Genomic DNA, 16,641 nt, shown 5'->3' with positions numbered 1-16,641 from the left:
GTCAGGATTACTGGCTGTTCGGCATGGTGCCGAACCATTTTTCATAGATGGTCTTGTAGGTGCCATCGGCTTTCATATCGGCCAATGCTGCATTTACCTCGTCCATCCACGGGCTGCCTTGCTTGAGCGCGATGCCATACTGCTGGCCTTCGTACAGCGGGCCGACGGTTTTGGTGCGGCCCTGGCCACGGGTGCTGGAGAAATAGCCGACGTTGGGCGCATCATAGAACACCGCGTCAACGGCACCGGACATCAAGGCCATGTACATGTCCGAACTGCCGGGGTAGGGGATTACGTTGTCATCCTGTTCAAGGTTGTCCTTGAGGAAGTTGTAGCTGGTGCTACCGATCTTGGTACCGATCTTGGCACCTTCCAGATCGGGGAGTGCGTCCACGCCATCGTTGTTGGCACGAACCAGAATACGCAGGCCAGAGTCGTAATAGGGGTCGGAGAAATCAACGATCTTCTCTCGGGCCTCGGTGATGGTGATGCCGGCCAGTGCCATATCCACATTGCCACTTTGCAGAGCCGGGATGATGCCGTTGAAGTCCAGCGTGTTGAGGTCATATTCAAAGCCTGAACGTTTGGCGACTTCGGCCAGAATATCCATGTCGAAGCCGACCATTTTGCCGGTGGCTTGATCCATCATCTCAAAGGGGACGAAGCTGGGGTCGGTGACCACTTTCAACGTCTCGGCCTGAGCAGCGGTGGTTGCCGCCGAGAGAGCCAGTCCCATACCCAGTGTCTTTAGCCATTTGCTCTTCATGATCGCTCCTTAAGTGTGGAGCGGTTGAATCGGCCAACCGCCCTGAACAGCTCGACGGTGGAGCATGATCTGTCCACTGTCGCCAAAATCCATCGTATTACTATGGTTCATTTTGGCTATAAAAATCAAATCGATAGTGCTGTCCAGTGGGTCATTAAGTTAGCGGTTTGCAGGTTAAACACGTTTTTTTGGCATTATTATCGCGTTTTTCGGAGAGCTTGATGCTTTTGATGGGGTGTTTCATTTCTTGCGTGATATATGAAAATGGATATGTCTGTGGATAAAATCATCGTGCTCTGGTCTATTCAGGAGGCTACTTCCACCCCTGTAACCAGCATTGTGCGTCGAGTAATACATGCCAGCGCAGCGTTTGCGTCCGTTTGGAGTGTATTGCTTGCAAGTCGATCCACTCAATCGGTTCGTCAGGATGTTCGGGTTGAACAACCCGAGTGACAATAAAATGCTTTTCCTTGTTTTCAGGCGTTACCGCCGTCCACTTGCTGAGCATCAGTTTGCGAGGATTCAGCCGTCGGCGAGGCTTGGAAATAGAGGGCTGGCAAATATTATTCGGCATGGTGCTCACCTGATGGAAGAGGTTCGGACAGCCGGTGCAGGGTCAGCTATCGTTCAGATGAGTGTGTACGCAGGTGATAACATGATTGGATTTGACGTAACGATAAACGAATGCAGATCTGGAGTATTCGTGTGTCGATCGATCTATGAGCAGTGGGAGGGCAAAACGAATGGGGTTAGGTGACGCGGGGGAAAAATAAAGAGGCGTATCATCCTGGAGTACGCCCCTCTGTTCAGCTGTCCATATCCGTGTAGCGGTGCATCCTGCCATCCTTGTTGCTACGGTGCTGAGTTCCGCTGCAGTCCTTGCAGCCCTGAACATGGACACATTATATGAATCAGGGGCAGCATGTGGATATAGGACTTTTTCCTATTTTTCAAACTGTCTCGATCACCTTCTCGTTGGTTGCCGTCGCGGGCTTGCGTGACCAGTAACCGGCCAGAACAGAGCCTGAAATGTTGTGCCATACCGAAAAAATCGTGCCTGGGATGGCGGCCACCGGGGTGAAGAACTTCATTGCCAGGGTGGTGGCCAGGCCTGAATTCTGCAAGCCTACCTCGAACGCGATGGTGCGGCTGATGGTGCTGTCGAAGCCGAGTACGCGACAGGCGCTATAGCCGGCGGCGAGTCCCAGACCGTTATGCAACATCACCGCCAGCGCGATGATCAGCCCCTGACTGGCCAGGTTGTCTTTGTTCAGAGCGACCACGATTGCGATGATCATAACGATGCTGAACATCGAAATAAGCGGCAGAACGGGGTCGATCTGCTTGATCCGGTCGCGGGCAACAGCATTCAGGGCGACACCGATGGCCACGGGGACCAGTACGATCTTGACCAGGCTCAGTAACATGCCGGTAACGGGTACGTCCACGCTTTGGCCGACCAACAGACTGGTCAGCAGCGGTGTCAGCACGACACCGAGCAGCGTAGACAGTGCCGTCATCGAGATCGACAGTGCCACATTGCCACCGGCCAGATAAGTCATGACATTGGACGAAGTACCACCCGCGACCGCGCCTACCAGCACCATGCCGACGGTCTGCTCGGGGCTGAAGCCCAGGGCCAGGCTGATGCCCAGCGCCAGCAGCGGCATGACGCTGAACTGCAGTACGACGCCTACGGCAATTGCAGCACGAAAGCGGATCACATTGAGGAAGTCCTTCGGGGTCAGGGTCAGTCCCATCGCCAGCATGATGGTGGTCAGCAGGGGAACAATATAGCTTTTCAGGTCGGTAAACAGGCCCGGTTGCAGGTAGGCGCAGACCGAGAACAGGATCGCCCACAAGGGGAATAATTGGGTAATGCGGGTCAGCATTGGGGGATAACCTCAAACAGGATGAAACTCGATTGCCGTGAATCCCGGATATCAGCCAAGGGTGGCTAATAACGATTGGATACAGTCAGTACAGATGAAATGCTGGATCGCAGCGTAAAGGCGGTCCCGTCACCGAGGCGGCTTGTGGCCATGTTCGTGGGCGGGGGAGCGCAATATACCGTTTGCGCATGTGAACGGCAAAGCCCACAGTATCGTAGAGATGTACCTGAATGATGGCCCCCGACGCAGATTAACGCCGGCTGTTCCATGCTTGCAGCCGTAACCCGTTTCCCCCAAGGAGAAAGCCCGTAATGAATATTCTCATGGTACTGACATCACATGACCAGATGGGTGAGACCGGTCACAAAACCGGTTTCTGGCTGGAAGAGTTTGCCGCCCCGTACTATGTCTTTCTGGATGCCGGGGCCGAGATCACACTGGCTTCACCGCAGGGTGGTCAGCCTCCGGTCGATCCGAACAGCAGTGCGCCCGATGCACAAACGGCTGCGACCGAGCGTTTCAATGCCGATACGGCCGCTCAGCAAGCGTTGGCGGCTACGGACAAGCTGGCCGACGTGGATGCACAGGTCTTTGATGCCATTTTCTATCCTGGCGGCCACGGCCCGTTGTGGGACTTGGCTGAAGATAAGGATTCCATTGCGCTGATCGAACAGTTCCAGGCGGCAGGCAAGCCGATCGGTGCCGTTTGTCATGCGCCGGCCGTATTGCGTCATACCCGTAATGCACAGGGCCAACCGCTGGTGCAGGGCAAGGCGGTGACCGGTTTCAGCAACACGGAAGAGGCGGCCGTACAGCTGACCGACGTGGTGCCCTTTCTGGTGGAGGATATGCTCAAGGATCATGGCGGGCGTTACGAGCGCGCCGCTGACTGGCAGCCGCATGTGGTGGTGGATGGCATGTTGGTGACCGGTCAGAACCCGGCTTCGTCAGACGTGTCCGCGCAGGCGCTGCTCAAACTGTTGCAGGCCCGCACGTCCTGATCATCAGCGGGTCAGCAGTGGCAGGTGTCCGGTCTTGACCAGAATAACCGTCTCGGTATCCACGTACGGGAAGTGTTCGCTCAGGTGTGGGCTGCGCAGCCAGCTGCCGGCGGGATAGCGGCCATATTCGTCGCAAAACTCGCCGGACAGCACCAGAATCTCCTCGCCGCCAAAATGACGGTGGGGCTGGAAGCGTTCACCGGCAGGCCATTTCACCAGCGCCGTGTGCTCGCCTTCAAATTCATGCAGCGACATTACCTCCAGCCCGCCAACGCCGGGTTGCCAGGGTTGCGTGCGGGCCTGGATGCGGACACTGGCCAGGTCATCCGGCGAAAACTGATTCAGCTTGACGAAAATGACACAGCCTTCGTGGCTGAAGGGCGCATGTTGGCTGCCGGGCGGGTTGCGAATATAGCTGCCCGCCGGATAATCGCCGTCTTCGTCCGAAAATACGCCCTCAAGGACAAAAATCTCCTCACCCAGCGGATGCGGGTGGGAGGAAAACGCGGTACCGGGGGCGTATTCCACAATGCTGGTGGTATGACCGGATTCCTTTTGCTCACGTTCCAGCGGCTTGCGTCGTACCCCAGGTGCCGGGCTGGGCAGCCAGTCGAGCGAGTGGGTATCGATGACCAGACGCTGGCTGAAATCCATGTTGAGGCCTGCAGGCAGGGATGCGTGTTGAGTCGGGTCGGGAACCATATTCACCTTTGATGTTCATAGCCATTGTCGGCATGCTTGTGTGTCTTTAATGCCGAGGTTAATGTTCGTTTTCATCCATCGCGACAGTGAGTGCCCGTGCCGAGACAGCCCGTTCAATTCAGCTTGCCGAAAGTGTATCAGGCTTTGCCGCTGTTGCTGCTGAGCCTGTTGCTGTTGGCTGCGCAGTTGCCGGACCTGATGACGACACATGCTTCTACGTCGATATCGGTCATGAGCGATCATGTGCCACACTGCATGGAGATGGACGCTGATTGTGATGCGTCCCAGCCGCCTGGCTGTTGCGCCGAGACCCTGAGTGACTGTGTGCTTGAGTGCGCGCAGGGCGCTGCCTGGATTAATACCGTCCCCGTTGCCATGACGCTGGCCGTTGTCAGAGCCTTACCACCGCCGATAGAACAGCGCTGGTCTGAACAGTCTCCTGAACAGCCCTATCAGCCACCCAGGCTGACGCTGTTTGTCTGATCAGAAGCACTCGGTTAGTACACTACAGTTATGAATAACGGGAGACACACCATGTTTGCATTGCGCAAGAATTTTATCGTATCCGCTCTGTCCGGACTGATGTTGATGGGGGCTGCCAGCCACGCACTGGCGGCAGAGGAAAATGCCACGGCCAGTGTCATGCTGCAAGCAGCCAAGACTGAACATCTGAATGTCTATAAAAGCCCGACTTGTGGTTGCTGCGAAGACTGGATCGAGCATGCAGAGGAGAATGGTTTTGATACCAAGGCGTTCCATCCGCAGAACCTGACCCAGATGAAACTGGATATGGGCATTGAAGGACGCTTCCACTCCTGCCATACCGCTGTGTCCGAGTCGGGTTATCTGTTTGAAGGCCATGTGCCGGCCAAGTTGGTCAAGCAGTTCCTGGCCAATCCGCCGACGGATGCACTGGGGCTGACCGCACCGGGTATGCCGATGGGCAGCCCGGGCATGGAAATGGGCGACCGTTTCCAGCCCTATCAGGTGCTGCTGATGAAAAAAGGTGGCGATTATGAAGTCTACGCCACCATCAATGAGCAGCCGTCCCAGTACTGATCCACCGCGGCTCCGCTGCGTCTCAGGTACGGAAGCGTTCCACCTGAGACGACAGCTGGGCACTCAGATCTGCCAGGCGGTCAGTGTTGACGCTGGTCTCGCTGACCACCTGGTCCACGTCCCGTGACAGATCGCTGATGCGACTGACATTCTGATTGACCTCTTCCGCCACGGCTGATTGCTGCTCTACGGCTGACGCAATCTGCGTATTCATGTCGTTGATGGTAACGACCGCATCGGCAATGGCACGCAGCATCTGCGCGGCTTCACTCATGTTATGTACACTGCCGGCGGCTTTTTCGCTGCACTGTTGCATGGCGCTGTTGGCCTGGCTGGTGCGTTTTTGCAGTTGTTGAGCCGTCTGCTGAATACGCCGGGTCGAGGCGGATGTGTTTTGTGCCAGCTGGCGGACTTCGTCAGCCACTACCGAAAATCCGCGTCCGGCATCACCGGCACGGGCCGCTTCAATCGCGGCGTTGAGTGCCAGCAGGTTGGTCTGATCGGCGATGCTGCTGATCAGCTCGGTTACCTGGCCGATCTCGCGACTGTCTTCCGCCAGTGCCCGCATCAATTCGCTGGCATTGCCAACCTCGGCTGCCAGAATGTTGATCGCCTCACTGGCGGTATCAATGGTTTGCAGGCTGGCGCGCGCCTTGTCACCCGCTTCCTGGGTGGTATACGCGGTCTGCTGGGCATTGCCACTGACCTCCTTGAACGAGCTGGCCAGCTCGGTCACGGCGGAAGCCAGGTATTCGGTCTGTTCACTCTGCTGGCGCGTTTTGCGGCTGGCGTCACGGTTACGCTCGGAGGTGTTGGCCAGCTCGTCATTTAGCGACTGGCTGCTGCTTTGGGTTTGACTGATGGTATCGCGGACCATGCTGATATAGCTCTGCAGGCCCTGTGCCAGAGGCGAGTGGGCGTCCTTGATGTTGTAACGCAGGTCGATATGGCCGTTCTCAACTGACAGGTGAGAGACGATGTTCGACAACTCTTCAGCCTGTTCACCCTCACGTCTGAGCAGCCGTGCCATATAGATCAGCAGGGCGGTTTCAAACACGACAAAGGCTGCGTGCAGGAAGACGATGCCCCAACCGGTGCGCAGCTCGAATATATAAACCGATGACCCCTGTTGTTGCAAATAGTTGAATAGCAGGTGGTGTACGGCGATAGTGCCCGCGGCTACCAGAATCGGCAGCCAGTCACGGTAATACAGCAGAAACGCCAACAGTACGAAAATGGCAAAGTGGAACTCGATCATGCCGCGGCTTTGATGGATCAGAAGAGCGGAATAGACCATGAGTCCCAGGCCCTGGGTGACACGAGCCAGGCGACTACCGGGTTGCAGTTGCAGCAATGCAGTACATATCAATGTGGTTGGCAGGCCGATCATCAGTGCTTCTGTCCAGGTGCCGTACCAGTTGGCCATACCCAGGCTCAGCAGCAGCAAGAACCACTGAACGCCGGTCATCAGGCGGTCGCCCTGCAGGTACAGTTTCGACATCGAAAAAAGGTGTGACTGTGCAGTCATTGGAATACTCCAGCCTGTGCAAGAGATAAACGATTTGGCCACGGGCAAAGACATCCGCGGGCCAACTGAAAGGTTTGTTCGTGTCGCTTCCCTGTCAACAGTTGGTCCAGTACCTGGGCAACATAATCGCCGCTGCGTGCATTGCATACGGCTCCGGGGCTCCAGGGGCCCAAGTATTGTGCGCCCAGCTCACGTGATATTACCAGTGCGCTGGGGCTGGCTGGTGGTGCATTTTGCGGTGTTGCCACCGCGTGCTCGGCGTGTGGAAACAATTGCCTTACCTTATCCAGCTGATCAGCACTCGGTACCAGCACACGCAAGCGTACATCATCAGACCGGTATTGCTGTGACAGCGCCTGCACATGCGGCGTATTGAAACGGGTGCATGGGCAGTTGCCATCATAAAAATGCACGATTTCAAGCGCAGCGTCGGGTCGGGTCTGACTTGCCTGCAGCCGTGTACTGTCGAACAAGGCATCGCCAGTCAAATCTTCCAGTGGTTGATACCAGCGTAGCTGAAACCACCAGAAAGCAAAGCCCATGGCGATCATCCAGATGATGACCAATGCCAGGCTGAGCCAAAAACGTGGCGAGTAGGATAGGGTAGAGCGCATGAGACGTCCTGTTCGGCTGAAGGCCAATACACGAAAATTATACATATGCGCAGCTTGAACAGATCTTTTGTTTTAAAAAGATCTGTTATCAGAAGGGATGTCGCTCAACAATGAAGTGGCTAGAACCGTTCGACTCGGTAGGGTTGCATGTCGATATCGGGCGTTTCGCCATCCATCATCTGCCCCAGTAATTTACCGGTGGCAGGGCCGAGGGTAAAGCCTTGGTGGCCGTGACCACAGGCGAGCCAGAGTCCGGGCAAATGAGTGGCCGGGCCTATGACCGGTTTCATGTCGGGCGTGCAGGGACGGCCACCCATCCAGGGTTCAGGGTCTAGCCGGTCGCCCAACGGGAATAGCGTGCGCGCGACGGCCTCTGCGTCTGCCAGCTGTTGGTAACGGGGTGCTGAATCCAGCCGCGCCAGCTCGGCACCGGAGGTCAGGCGCACACCTGCTTGCATCGGTGCCAGCACATAGCCCACATCTGAATCCAGCAGCCAGTGGTTAAGCTTCGTTTGGCCTTGGCTGCCGTAATGCATGTGATAGCCGCGTTTAACGAACAGGGGCAGGGAAAGCCCCTGAGTTGCCAGCCACTGTGACGACCAGGGGCCCATGGCCATCACGACCTGTTCGGCACTGAACGTTTCATTACCCAACCGTGCTTGCCAGCTGGAGCCCTGTCGGGCGAGTGATTGCAGTTCGGCATGAACAAAACGTCCTCCCTGGGACTGAAAGGCCTCTGCATAGGCAGCGACCAGTCCGCCGGGAGAAATGGCACCCCAGGGTTGGGTCCAGTGAATCCCGCCAACCAACCCGGCTGCCAGGCCCGGCTCCATTTTGGCCAGTGTGCCTGCATCGAGCTGTTGATGTTCCACGCCGAAACGGGCTTTATCTGCTTCTGCCAGGCGACACTCTGCCGCCATGGCTTTAGCACTGCGGAAGACCTGAAGATAACCATCGCGACGAATCAACGATTCAGCACCAGCGGCCTTGATCATTTCGGCATGTGTGTCCTGTGCCTGGTTGATCAGCGCGGCATACTCCGCCACGATTGGTGCGTACTGTTTGGGGGCCGAGTTGAGCCAGTAGCGTAACAGAGGCGAAGCTGCCTGCAGCAGACCGCTTATCTGATAACGGATGTCGATATCCCGGTTGGGCAGCACTCTCAGCAGTGTCGCCAGATCACGAGGGAAAGCGTAGGGGCGTACGGCCTCACTCTGAATCAGGCCTGCGTTGCCGAAAGAGGTTTCATGGCCCGGTTCGCGGCGGTCTACCAGAGTGACCTGATGGCCGCGTTGCTGCAGATGCCAGGCGACCGATACGCCCACCATACCGGCACCTAAAACCAGAATTTCGCGAGACATCGATTACTGTCCTTCTTGTTGAATTGTAACGGCCATGGCGGCGGGGGACTGTTCCTGCCGCTGGCGAACCCAGGCAAACAGAATGGTTGCCATCAGGAAAAACCCAATATAACCGAAAATGGGGTACACCATGCCGACCAAATTGATGAAGCCGACCAAGCTGCAACCATAGGCTATCAGCCCAAATACCGCTGCACCAAGGCTGAATGAGGGGGTATCGGCTGTCAGGAAGCGGGCCGAGAATGAATACAGCGCACCGACCGCCGTATTGAGGACCATCCCCAGAATAACGAGGGCGACAACCAGTGACAGGGCCGACGAAATTTCATTGGCCAACAGTAGCATCGGCATTGGCGCATCGGTCAGGCTATCCAGTCGCGAGAGCAGCGCCAGACCGATCACAAACATCAGCCCTCCCAGCATGAGCCCCCCTAGCACACCCCCCCACGCCGCTGTGCGTGCGTTTGTGGCGGACCCTCCTGCAATGGCTAAAATCGCAATACCACCGAAAATGTTGTAAGACACGTACAACAAAGCGCCCAGCCACCAATGGCTGGCTGCGGCGACTTGCGCTTCGGCCAAGCGGTCCAGCGTGGCTAGATCGACGTCACGCGTCATGACGGCATACCCCGCAATTCCCAGAGAAACCAGTACTAGCAGAGGTGTCACTCCGCTAATCAGCGCAATGACGCGGCGAAGCTTCAAGCAGGTTGCGAGTACAACCAGCAGTGTGGCCAGAGCACTGCCGAGGGTCGCGTTCAGTCCGAACTGTTGTTCTAGCAGTGCGCCGGCACCGGCCAGCATAACCACGGCGATTGCAAACGTGAAAAATGTGATCAAGCCATCCACCAGCGGCCCGAACCATGAACCACAAATGGCATACACTACCTCCTTATGAGAGGTGGCCTGCAGGCGGCTGCCCATACTGGCCAGAGCCATGCCCAAAAACACAAAAACCATGGTGCTGATCAGCATGCCAGCCAGTCCCCAAACGCCAAAGTTGACGAAGAACTGCAGTATTTCCTGGCCGGAGGCAAAGCCTGCGCCGGCCAGAAAGCCGACAAAAGTACCGGCAATCTTGAGCACATCTTTCATGGTGCTTACTCCTTGGTCTCTTATTATTGTTCTATCGGTTCTCCAGTGCTCAGTCGTGCCCGACCCAGGCTTGTACTTCGACTTCAACATCCACACCCAGTGCCAGTCCGGCGGTTACCGTTGAACGTACCGGCAGGCCTGCGTCGAAATAATGTGTGTATACCTCGTTGAAACCGGCAAAGTGCTCCATGCCCGACAACCAAACAGTGACTTTCACCACCTGCGAAAAATCAGCTCCGCAATGAGCCAGTGTTTCGCCGATACGGGTCATGACTGCATCGGTCTGTTCCTGAATGGTGCCCTTGACCACTTCACCTTGGGCTGTCATCGGTACCTGACCGGACAGCATCAAAAAACCACCGGCTTTAACGGCACGGGAGAAGGGGAAAGGCAGTGTGCTGGGGTAACGCTTAATGGAATCGTTCATGGGGTTCAATCTCTTAGGAGTTCGGTGCCGGTAAGCCAGCAACGTGGTGGGCTGTTAACACAGGGCTTGCCTGCGACAGCTAGATGAGTATTCTCTGATGTGAGAATATCAGATATGAGAATTTCAAAGTCAAGCAACTTTCGGGCTAAACTAGCCGCACATGTAATAGCCAGGCCTTGCCACGATGCTTCTATGACGACAGAGTCTCAATCCCCCAAGCCTCACCCGCTGATTGACCGTGTACTTGTCGGCACACGTCTTCGCGTCCATCGCAAGCAGCAAAACCTCACACTGAAACAGCTGTCGGAGCAGTGTGGTGTTGCCCTCTCGACCCTGTCGAAGATGGAGTTGGGACAGGCGACGGTCAGTTACGACAAGCTTGCAGCGGCGGCCCGTGTACTCAACATCAGCCTGTCTCAGCTGTTCAACTCGGATGCCTCACTCGAACAGCCTGCTCAGCCTACGGTCATCAGCAATACAATCTCCGAAGTTGCCGGTTACGCAACGGGCAGTTACGAATACCACCCTATCGCCGGAGAGTTCCCCGGTCGCACCATGATGCCGCTTTATGCCCGTATCAAGGCACGCAGCATGAGCGAATTTGATGAGTTTGTACGTCATCCGGGGCAGGAATTTACTATGGTGCTGTCGGGTCGCATCCGCATCCATTTTGAAACCGGTGAAGAGATCAGTCTGGGTGAGCGTGAAACGGCTTATTTCAACAGTGAAATCGGACATATTTATCTGGCAGAAGGCGAAAAGGATGCTGAAGTTATTGCAGTGATGTCGGAACCGAAGGAAAACCAGCCGCCCGGATAAGGCCAGCCGTTATCAACTCTGTATAAAAGGTGAACACGTTGGACGCGATCAAATACCCGATTAAAGGCTCATGCCAGTGTGGCCAGGTCACCTATGAACTGCTGGAGCCTGCGCAAATGGTGGTGGCTTGCCACTGCAAAGAATGCCAAAAATTGTCGACCAGCGCCTTCAGCATTACCGCCATGGTCGATGCCAAGAGTGTTGTATTCAGGGGTGAGATGAAACACTGGCAGCGTTCGGCAGACAGCGGCAACACCAGTGCCGCCAAATTCTGTCCCACCTGCGGTAACCGCATCTATCACTACAACCCTACCGAACCGGACAAAATCAAACTCAAGCCCAGTAACTTGGCTGATACTCGCGTGATTCAGCCGGTGGCTCATGTTTGGGTGAGCGAAAAGCAGGACTGGTTCGAGATCCCGGCGGGCGTAAAGGTGTTTTCCAAGCAGCCGTAGTTTCGAGGTATCGCGGGCTGGGGAATGGCAGAACCGGTAATATCCTCATCAGCCTTTTGTTTTCCCCGGATCACGGTCGGCAAAGTAGGCTTATTGTTTCCCTGCTTCGACTTGCCCCAACGCGATTGCGATCTGCACCAGCTCGGCTAGAGAGTCGACCTGCATCTTGGTCATCATATGGCCGCGGTGGCCTTCCACGGTTTTGCGGTTGATGCCAAGTTCGTCGGCGGCTTCCTGGTTGGACAGGCCCTTGACGACTAATCCCATCACCTGTTTTTCCCGTCGGGTCAGGCTATCGTATCGAGTTTGCATACGGGTGTGTGTGTGTTTACGCGCCATACGGACGCGGTCTTTTTCCAGCGCGTTTTGTACATGATCGATAAGGATCTGGTCGTCGAACGGTTTTTCGATGAACGTCAGTGCGCCTTGAGTCAGGGCGGTGACGGCCATGTCGACGTTACCGTGAGCGGAGATCATGATGACGGGCAGGTCGATATCGAGATCGGCAAGTTTCTTTTGCGCGTTGATGCCACTCAGGCCCGGCATGCGTACATCCATGACGATGCAGCCGCTTACGTCATGCGGATAACGGTCAATGAAGTCCAGTGCGTTTTCGTAGGTGTCTGCGATCAAGCCGACCGATTCCAGTAGCCATTTCAGGGCATCGCGGACATCGGCGTCATCGTCGATGATGAATACCTTTTGTGCATTGTGATCAGAGGTCATGCATCTTTACTTAACGGTGTTGACGGTGAATGAGAAGCGCGTGCCTGATTGCGGGAGGTTTTCCGCCCATAACTCGCCGCCAAGATTCTCCACTAAAGAGCGGCTGATAGCCAGGCCCATGCCCAAGCCGGTACCCTTTGTGGAGTAGAAGCGCTCAAAGATATGCGGCAGGTCCTTCTCACGGATGCCAGGACCTTCGTCCTCCACGATGATCAGCAGTTGGTCGCCTTCGGGCCGGACGACGACGCGGACGGTCTTCAGTTCATGTCCCGCCCCGGTATCACAGGCTTCCAGCGCATTGACCAGCAGGTTGAGCAGTACCTGTTCCAGCTGGATCTGGTCGCCACATACGGTGGGCAGGTTATCGTCCAGCTGACAGATGACACGAACGTTGTGGCGCTCGGCGGTGGACTCGTAGAATTCGCAGATGCCGTTGACCAGGCTAGCGATATCCAGTTCGGTGACGCGAGGTTCCTGCTTGCGGGTGAAGTCCATCATCCGGTGGACAATCTCACCGGCACGCAGTGCGGTGCTGATGCTGCGGGTGATGGGCGTTTCGATATCCTGCCAGTTCAGTGATTCGGCGCTGGCGAAGCGGCGCTCGATGCCACGCAGGAAGCTGACCATTGCCAGCAACGGCTGATTAAGTTCGTGGGCGAGGCTAGAGGCCAGTTCGCCCATGGTGATCAGGCGGCTGGCATGGTCGATCTCGGCCTGGTACTGCTTCATTTGCGCTTCAGCGGCTTTCTTCTCGCTCAAATTGCGGGCGACCAGTGACAGGTATTCGATATCGCCGTGCAGTGATCGGTGCATCAGTAGTTCCAGCATCACCGGGATGGGACTGCCTTTGCTGGGCTGCAGGTTCATCTCGCCACGCCAGCTGCCCTTTTCTTTGGCGGTGGGTAGACCATCGGCCAGCAGGATCTGAAAGCCCTTCTGCACCATCACCGCTTGCAACGACAGCCGGGTGTAGTCGGTATGCTCCAGCGCCAGGCAGCGTCGGGCGGCTTCGTTGAGGTGGGTGATCTGCAGATCCAGATCGGAGAAGATCACCAGGTCCTGAGTGCTCTCCAGCACCCGTGCCAGCCGTCGGTTGGCCTTGTCCGCCTTGATGCGATGCGATGCATCGCGCGACACCACGAGGATCTCTTTGATCTCGTTGGTCTCGGGATCACGCAGGGTGCGGCTGGTGCTTTCCAGCCAGGTGTAATGTCCGTCCTTGCAGCGGAAACGGTAGGTATGGGTGTACAGACCGCGATCGTAAGTGACGCTGGGGGCACGGTCCTGAAAATCCTGAACATCGTCCGGATGGTAGAGATCATAGGCCGACATGCCGACGATTTCCTCTACGGTGAAGCCCAGCAGGTGGGTCACGGCGGGGGAAGCATAGATGAAGCGCCAATCGCCGGGAGTATGGCGCGAGATCATGTCGGTGGACTGTTCGGCCATCTCGGCGAGCAGACGGTTGCGCTCGGCATCGTCGCTCAAGGCTGAGCGTCCTTGTTCGGGCGTCAGGGGTTTCATCTGCATTCCGGACTCAGGATGTGTTAGACAGGATACAACACAGGCCAGCGGCATGGTGAGGGAAACTGGCCCCGGCGGCAGGTTGCCGGGGCGTTGGGCATCGTCGATCAGCGCAAAAACTCCATGCTGAAGGCCTTGAACTGGGCGACGTCGGAGCGGCGCATCCACTCGAAACCGGCCATCTCGCGGGTGATCAGTTTGACGCCTTCCTTTTCCATGCGGCGCAGTGCGATCTCGGTATCGAACGGGTTGCGCGCGGAGATAGAATCAGCGACCACGAACACCTCGTAACCCTCTTCGAGCAGACGCAGGGCGGACTGCATCACGCAAGCCTGAGACTCCATGCCACAGAGGATTGCCTGCTTGCGGTCCAGTTGACGGAAGGCGCTGCCGAATTCAGTATCATCGATACAGGCGAAGTGGGCTTTGCCGAACAGTTTGTCAGCACCCACCAGTTCACGCAGGCTCTCTTCGGTGTGGCCCAGCCCCTGTGGATATTGTTCAGAGCCGATCACAGGCACATCCATCAGCTGGGCCAATCGGGCCAGCCATTTGCAGTTGTCCACGAGCTGCTGCTGTTCGTGGACGCCCGGCAGAAGCTTGGCCTGTACGTCGATCACGACCAGTACGGATTTATTTTTGTCCAACAGCATGTTCATTCACTCCTCGCGCTTGTAAATGGCTCAGGCCGGGCGGCGGTCAACCATATTGGTGGCCACGCCTTCGGCGACCACTTTGTCGCCCACACGGCAGATGGTTTCGAGTTTAACGCGACGGCGCTCTTCATTGATCTCCACCACGGTTGCGGTCGCAACAACCGTATCACCAATATGTACTGGCGCTTTGAATTTGAGCTGCTGATCAACATAGATCGCGCCAGGCCCCGGCAGGCGTGTGCCCAGTACGGCAGAGATCAGCGCTGCACTGAACATGCCATGCACGATGCGCTGTTCGAACATGGTGGTCTTGGCATACTCGGCGTTGATATGCACCGGGTTGTCATCACCACTGATACCGGCAAAGAGGACTACGTCGGCATCGGTGATGGTCTTGGCATAGCTTGCCTGCATGCCGACTTCCAGATCTTCAAGGTAGTAGCCGTGTAGTGCCTGCATAGAGTCTTGCATGTTTGTACTCATATTTTTATTCCGTGATTCGAGACTTTGGATTTTCAGGTTAGTGGTATTTATTTAAATAGCCAAGGGTTTTTACTTGGTTTTTAAAAATAGCTCTGCTAGCCTCGGTTCAAATAATGACAACAAGCACTCTCCAGTAGAGGACCCAGTTATGCAGACTCAGCCAGCCAATTTGTTCGAAAGAGCGTTTAAAAAGCTCGTTCCCTACGGGTTTGACGCGGTCGCCGGCCGTCGGGCAATACCTGACATCATGAATCTGGATGCCGAGCTGCCGGAAAGAGATTTGGCCCGTGTGCGGGAGTGGGTCGAAAACTGCCTGGATGCTCATGCCGGGCAGGTAGAGGCACGTAACCGTGCCGCAATGCTGGGACGGATGTACCTCAAGCTGTCGCACACCGGCAAGGTCCGCTTTCTCGGCATGCTGGCCGAGGAATATGGCATTGATGATGCAAGTGTGGAGCTGGCGATCAGCAGCTGGCAAAACGCCCAGGGCGGCGACCGGGCGCGCAAAGCACACCAGCTGCGCAAGGCGCTTGAACCGGCCCATAACCGGCTGCTGAAGCAGTTCACCGGTGTGCCGTCCGGAGTAAAGTTCCTGGTCGATATGCGTGAGGAGTTGCTGAACCTGAAGAAGGAGTACAGCACGCTGGAGTCTTTGGAAGTAGATCTGAAAGAGCTGCTGGCAACCTGGTTTGATATTGGCCTGTTGCAACTGGAGGAACTCAGTTGGAATTCCAGCGCCGCGCTGCTGGAAAAACTGATCGCCTATGAAGCGGTGCATGAGATCCAGAGCTGGAGCGATCTGAAGAACCGACTGGATTCCGACCGTCGCTGCTTTGCATTTATCCACCCGAACATGCCGGAGGAGCCGCTGATCTTCGTTGAAGTGGCGCTGGTCAACGGCTTGGCCGGCAGTGTACAGAAACTGCTGGATGAAGAGGCGCCGACGCAGGATATCGGTAGCGCCGATACCGCAATTTTTTATTCCATCTCCAACGCCCAGCCCGGTTTGGCTGGCATCAGTTTCGGCAATTTCCTGATCAAGGAAGTGGTGAAGAAGCTGAGCGGCGAGTTCCCGCAGCTGAAACAGTTCGCCACCCTGTCGCCGATTCCGGGCTTTGCCTTGTGGCTGGAAAGCTGTCCCCCGGCCACCCTGTGTGAATTGCCCGGCGGTGAGCAGTGGCTGAGCCTGCCGGCGCCGCGCGTGGTGTCGGTCATTGAAGCGAATGACAGCATGGAGATCCGTCAGGAGGCGCTGACCAAACTGGCTGCGGCCTATCTCTGCCAGAGCAAAAAAGGCAAGCGAACGCTGGACCCGGTGGCCCATTTCCATCTCAGTAATGGCGCCCAGGTGGCACGGTTGAACTGGATGGGGGATGTATCACAGAAAGGACTGCGTCAGGCAGCGGGCCTGATGGTGAATTACCTCTACGAGCTGCCGAAAATCGAGCAACGCAGTGAGCAGTACACTTCGGAGGGTGTGGTTTCTCAGTCCTCCGCGATCAAAAAACTATTGAAGTAAGCCATTCAAAAATA

19 protein-coding genes are annotated in these 16,641 nt (G+C 56.3%); 6 read left to right on the top strand and 13 right to left on the bottom strand.

What is annotated here, in order from left to right; translation table 11 throughout:
* Positions 1-7: 7 nt before the first annotated feature.
* The 3 genes from CLV44_RS01970 to CLV44_RS01960 form a co-directional block, all read right to left on the bottom strand.
* A complete protein-coding gene (locus CLV44_RS01970) occupies positions 8-766 on the bottom strand; it encodes a transporter substrate-binding domain-containing protein (protein ID WP_106590427.1) in 759 nt (252 codons plus the stop codon).
* A gap of 313 nt (positions 767-1,079) precedes the next feature.
* Positions 1,080-1,340, bottom strand: coding sequence for a TIGR02450 family Trp-rich protein (locus CLV44_RS01965; RefSeq protein ID WP_106590426.1), 261 nt, complete (start codon positions 1,338-1,340; stop codon positions 1,080-1,082).
* 376 nt (positions 1,341-1,716) lie between these two features.
* A complete protein-coding gene (locus CLV44_RS01960; protein WP_106590425.1) occupies positions 1,717-2,658 on the bottom strand; it encodes a bile acid:sodium symporter family protein in 942 nt (313 codons plus the stop codon).
* 311 nt (positions 2,659-2,969) lie between these two features.
* On the opposite strand from CLV44_RS01960, the gene CLV44_RS01955 reads away from it, so the two are divergent.
* Complete coding sequence (locus tag CLV44_RS01955; RefSeq protein WP_106590424.1) at positions 2,970-3,659, top strand: type 1 glutamine amidotransferase domain-containing protein; 690 nt, start codon at positions 2,970-2,972, stop codon at positions 3,657-3,659.
* 3 nt (positions 3,660-3,662) lie between these two features.
* Here the strand turns inward: CLV44_RS01955 and CLV44_RS01950 are convergent, their stop codons facing one another.
* Positions 3,663-4,361 carry a cupin domain-containing protein gene (locus CLV44_RS01950; RefSeq protein ID WP_106590423.1) on the bottom strand — a complete coding sequence of 233 codons (699 nt, stop codon included), beginning with the start codon at positions 4,359-4,361 and terminating at the stop codon, positions 3,663-3,665.
* Positions 4,362-4,457: 96 nt separating this feature from the next.
* On the opposite strand from CLV44_RS01950, the gene CLV44_RS01945 reads away from it, so the two are divergent.
* Positions 4,458-4,844: a hypothetical protein gene (locus CLV44_RS01945; RefSeq protein ID WP_106590422.1), complete on the top strand. Its 387-nt coding sequence runs from the start codon at positions 4,458-4,460 to the stop codon at positions 4,842-4,844.
* A gap of 51 nt (positions 4,845-4,895) precedes the next feature.
* The gene (locus tag CLV44_RS01940) at positions 4,896-5,420 is read left to right on the top strand and encodes a DUF411 domain-containing protein (protein ID WP_106590421.1); all 525 of its coding nucleotides are present in this window, start codon (positions 4,896-4,898) and stop codon (positions 5,418-5,420) included.
* 22 nt (positions 5,421-5,442) lie between these two features.
* Here the strand turns inward: CLV44_RS01940 and CLV44_RS01935 are convergent, their stop codons facing one another.
* The 5 genes from CLV44_RS01935 to CLV44_RS01915 form a co-directional block, all read right to left on the bottom strand.
* Positions 5,443-6,948: a methyl-accepting chemotaxis protein gene (locus tag CLV44_RS01935; protein ID WP_106590420.1), complete on the bottom strand. Its 1,506-nt coding sequence runs from the start codon at positions 6,946-6,948 to the stop codon at positions 5,443-5,445.
* Positions 6,945-7,562, bottom strand: a complete 618-nt coding sequence (locus CLV44_RS01930; RefSeq protein WP_106590419.1) for a DUF6436 domain-containing protein — start codon at positions 7,560-7,562, stop codon at positions 6,945-6,947. The genes CLV44_RS01935 and CLV44_RS01930 overlap by 4 nt, the downstream gene beginning before the upstream one ends.
* A 119-nt stretch (positions 7,563-7,681) precedes the next feature.
* The gene (locus CLV44_RS01925) at positions 7,682-8,923 is read right to left on the bottom strand and encodes an NAD(P)/FAD-dependent oxidoreductase (RefSeq protein ID WP_106590418.1); all 1,242 of its coding nucleotides are present in this window, start codon (positions 8,921-8,923) and stop codon (positions 7,682-7,684) included.
* Between the two features lie 3 nt (positions 8,924-8,926).
* Entirely contained in the window at positions 8,927-10,018 is a 1,092-nt protein-coding gene (locus tag CLV44_RS01920) for a YkvI family membrane protein (protein WP_106590417.1), read from the bottom strand.
* A 49-nt stretch (positions 10,019-10,067) separates the two neighbouring features.
* Positions 10,068-10,445: a RidA family protein gene (locus CLV44_RS01915; protein WP_106590416.1), complete on the bottom strand. Its 378-nt coding sequence runs from the start codon at positions 10,443-10,445 to the stop codon at positions 10,068-10,070.
* Positions 10,446-10,637: 192 nt separating this feature from the next.
* On the opposite strand from CLV44_RS01915, the gene CLV44_RS01910 reads away from it, so the two are divergent.
* Both CLV44_RS01910 and CLV44_RS01905 read left to right on the top strand, forming a co-directional pair.
* Positions 10,638-11,264, top strand: a complete 627-nt coding sequence (locus CLV44_RS01910; RefSeq protein WP_106590415.1) for a helix-turn-helix domain-containing protein — start codon at positions 10,638-10,640, stop codon at positions 11,262-11,264.
* 47 nt (positions 11,265-11,311) lie between these two features.
* Positions 11,312-11,719, top strand: a complete 408-nt coding sequence (locus CLV44_RS01905) for a GFA family protein (protein ID WP_245912576.1) — start codon at positions 11,312-11,314, stop codon at positions 11,717-11,719.
* A 90-nt stretch (positions 11,720-11,809) separates the two neighbouring features.
* Here CLV44_RS01905 and CLV44_RS01900 read toward each other — a convergent pair whose 3' ends face one another.
* From CLV44_RS01900 to CLV44_RS01885, 4 genes are all read right to left on the bottom strand, one after another.
* On the bottom strand, positions 11,810-12,445 hold the full coding sequence (locus CLV44_RS01900) for a response regulator transcription factor (RefSeq protein ID WP_106590414.1): 636 nt from the start codon (positions 12,443-12,445) through the stop codon (positions 11,810-11,812).
* A 6-nt stretch (positions 12,446-12,451) separates the two neighbouring features.
* Positions 12,452-13,969, bottom strand: a complete 1,518-nt coding sequence (locus tag CLV44_RS01895; protein ID WP_245912565.1) for a PAS domain-containing sensor histidine kinase — start codon at positions 13,967-13,969, stop codon at positions 12,452-12,454.
* Positions 13,970-14,076: 107 nt separating this feature from the next.
* Positions 14,077-14,622, bottom strand: coding sequence for a hydrolase (locus CLV44_RS01890; protein WP_106590412.1), 546 nt, complete (start codon positions 14,620-14,622; stop codon positions 14,077-14,079).
* 30 nt (positions 14,623-14,652) lie between these two features.
* A complete protein-coding gene (locus CLV44_RS01885) occupies positions 14,653-15,084 on the bottom strand; it encodes a MaoC family dehydratase (protein WP_106590543.1) in 432 nt (143 codons plus the stop codon).
* 172 nt (positions 15,085-15,256) lie between these two features.
* Between CLV44_RS01885 and CLV44_RS01880 the strand changes: the two genes are divergently transcribed.
* Positions 15,257-16,627, top strand: coding sequence for a malonyl-CoA decarboxylase (locus tag CLV44_RS01880; protein ID WP_106590411.1), 1,371 nt, complete (start codon positions 15,257-15,259; stop codon positions 16,625-16,627).
* The last annotated feature ends 14 nt before the right edge of the window (positions 16,628-16,641 follow it).

Origin of the sequence: Marinobacterium halophilum, assembly GCF_003014615.1 — a bacterium.
In the GTDB taxonomy this organism is placed as follows: Bacteria; Pseudomonadota; Gammaproteobacteria; order Pseudomonadales; family Balneatricaceae; genus Marinobacterium; species Marinobacterium halophilum.
The sequence above is the reverse complement of the archived record's forward strand: the minus strand, read 5'-3'. Positions and strand labels throughout refer to the sequence as shown.

Bases quoted from the DNA above. Each gene is read 5' to 3' on its own strand.
- CLV44_RS01885 (WP_106590543.1), bottom strand. From the start codon at position 15,084: ATGCAGGCACTACACGGCTACTACCTTGAAGATCTGGAAGTCGGCATG.
- CLV44_RS01915 (WP_106590416.1), bottom strand. From the start codon at position 10,445: ATGAACGATTCCATTAAGCGTTACCCCAGCACACTGCCTTTCCCCTTC.
- CLV44_RS01890 (WP_106590412.1), bottom strand. From the start codon at position 14,622: ATGCTGTTGGACAAAAATAAATCCGTACTGGTCGTGATCGACGTACAG.
- CLV44_RS01955 (WP_106590424.1), top strand. From the start codon at position 2,970: ATGAATATTCTCATGGTACTGACATCACATGACCAGATGGGTGAGACC.
- CLV44_RS01965 (WP_106590426.1), bottom strand. From the start codon at position 1,340: ATGCCGAATAATATTTGCCAGCCCTCTATTTCCAAGCCTCGCCGACGG.
- CLV44_RS01960 (WP_106590425.1), bottom strand. From the start codon at position 2,658: ATGCTGACCCGCATTACCCAATTATTCCCCTTGTGGGCGATCCTGTTC.
- CLV44_RS01930 (WP_106590419.1), bottom strand. From the start codon at position 7,562: ATGCGCTCTACCCTATCCTACTCGCCACGTTTTTGGCTCAGCCTGGCA.
- CLV44_RS01920 (WP_106590417.1), bottom strand. From the start codon at position 10,018: ATGAAAGATGTGCTCAAGATTGCCGGTACTTTTGTCGGCTTTCTGGCC.
- CLV44_RS01880 (WP_106590411.1), top strand. From the start codon at position 15,257: ATGCAGACTCAGCCAGCCAATTTGTTCGAAAGAGCGTTTAAAAAGCTC.
- CLV44_RS01950 (WP_106590423.1), bottom strand. From the start codon at position 4,361: ATGGTTCCCGACCCGACTCAACACGCATCCCTGCCTGCAGGCCTCAAC.
- CLV44_RS01910 (WP_106590415.1), top strand. From the start codon at position 10,638: ATGACGACAGAGTCTCAATCCCCCAAGCCTCACCCGCTGATTGACCGT.
- CLV44_RS01925 (WP_106590418.1), bottom strand. From the start codon at position 8,923: ATGTCTCGCGAAATTCTGGTTTTAGGTGCCGGTATGGTGGGCGTATCG.
- CLV44_RS01935 (WP_106590420.1), bottom strand. From the start codon at position 6,948: ATGACTGCACAGTCACACCTTTTTTCGATGTCGAAACTGTACCTGCAG.
- CLV44_RS01970 (WP_106590427.1), bottom strand. From the start codon at position 766: ATGAAGAGCAAATGGCTAAAGACACTGGGTATGGGACTGGCTCTCTCG.
- CLV44_RS01895 (WP_245912565.1), bottom strand. From the start codon at position 13,969: ATGAAACCCCTGACGCCCGAACAAGGACGCTCAGCCTTGAGCGACGAT.
- CLV44_RS01900 (WP_106590414.1), bottom strand. From the start codon at position 12,445: ATGACCTCTGATCACAATGCACAAAAGGTATTCATCATCGACGATGAC.
- CLV44_RS01940 (WP_106590421.1), top strand. From the start codon at position 4,896: ATGTTTGCATTGCGCAAGAATTTTATCGTATCCGCTCTGTCCGGACTG.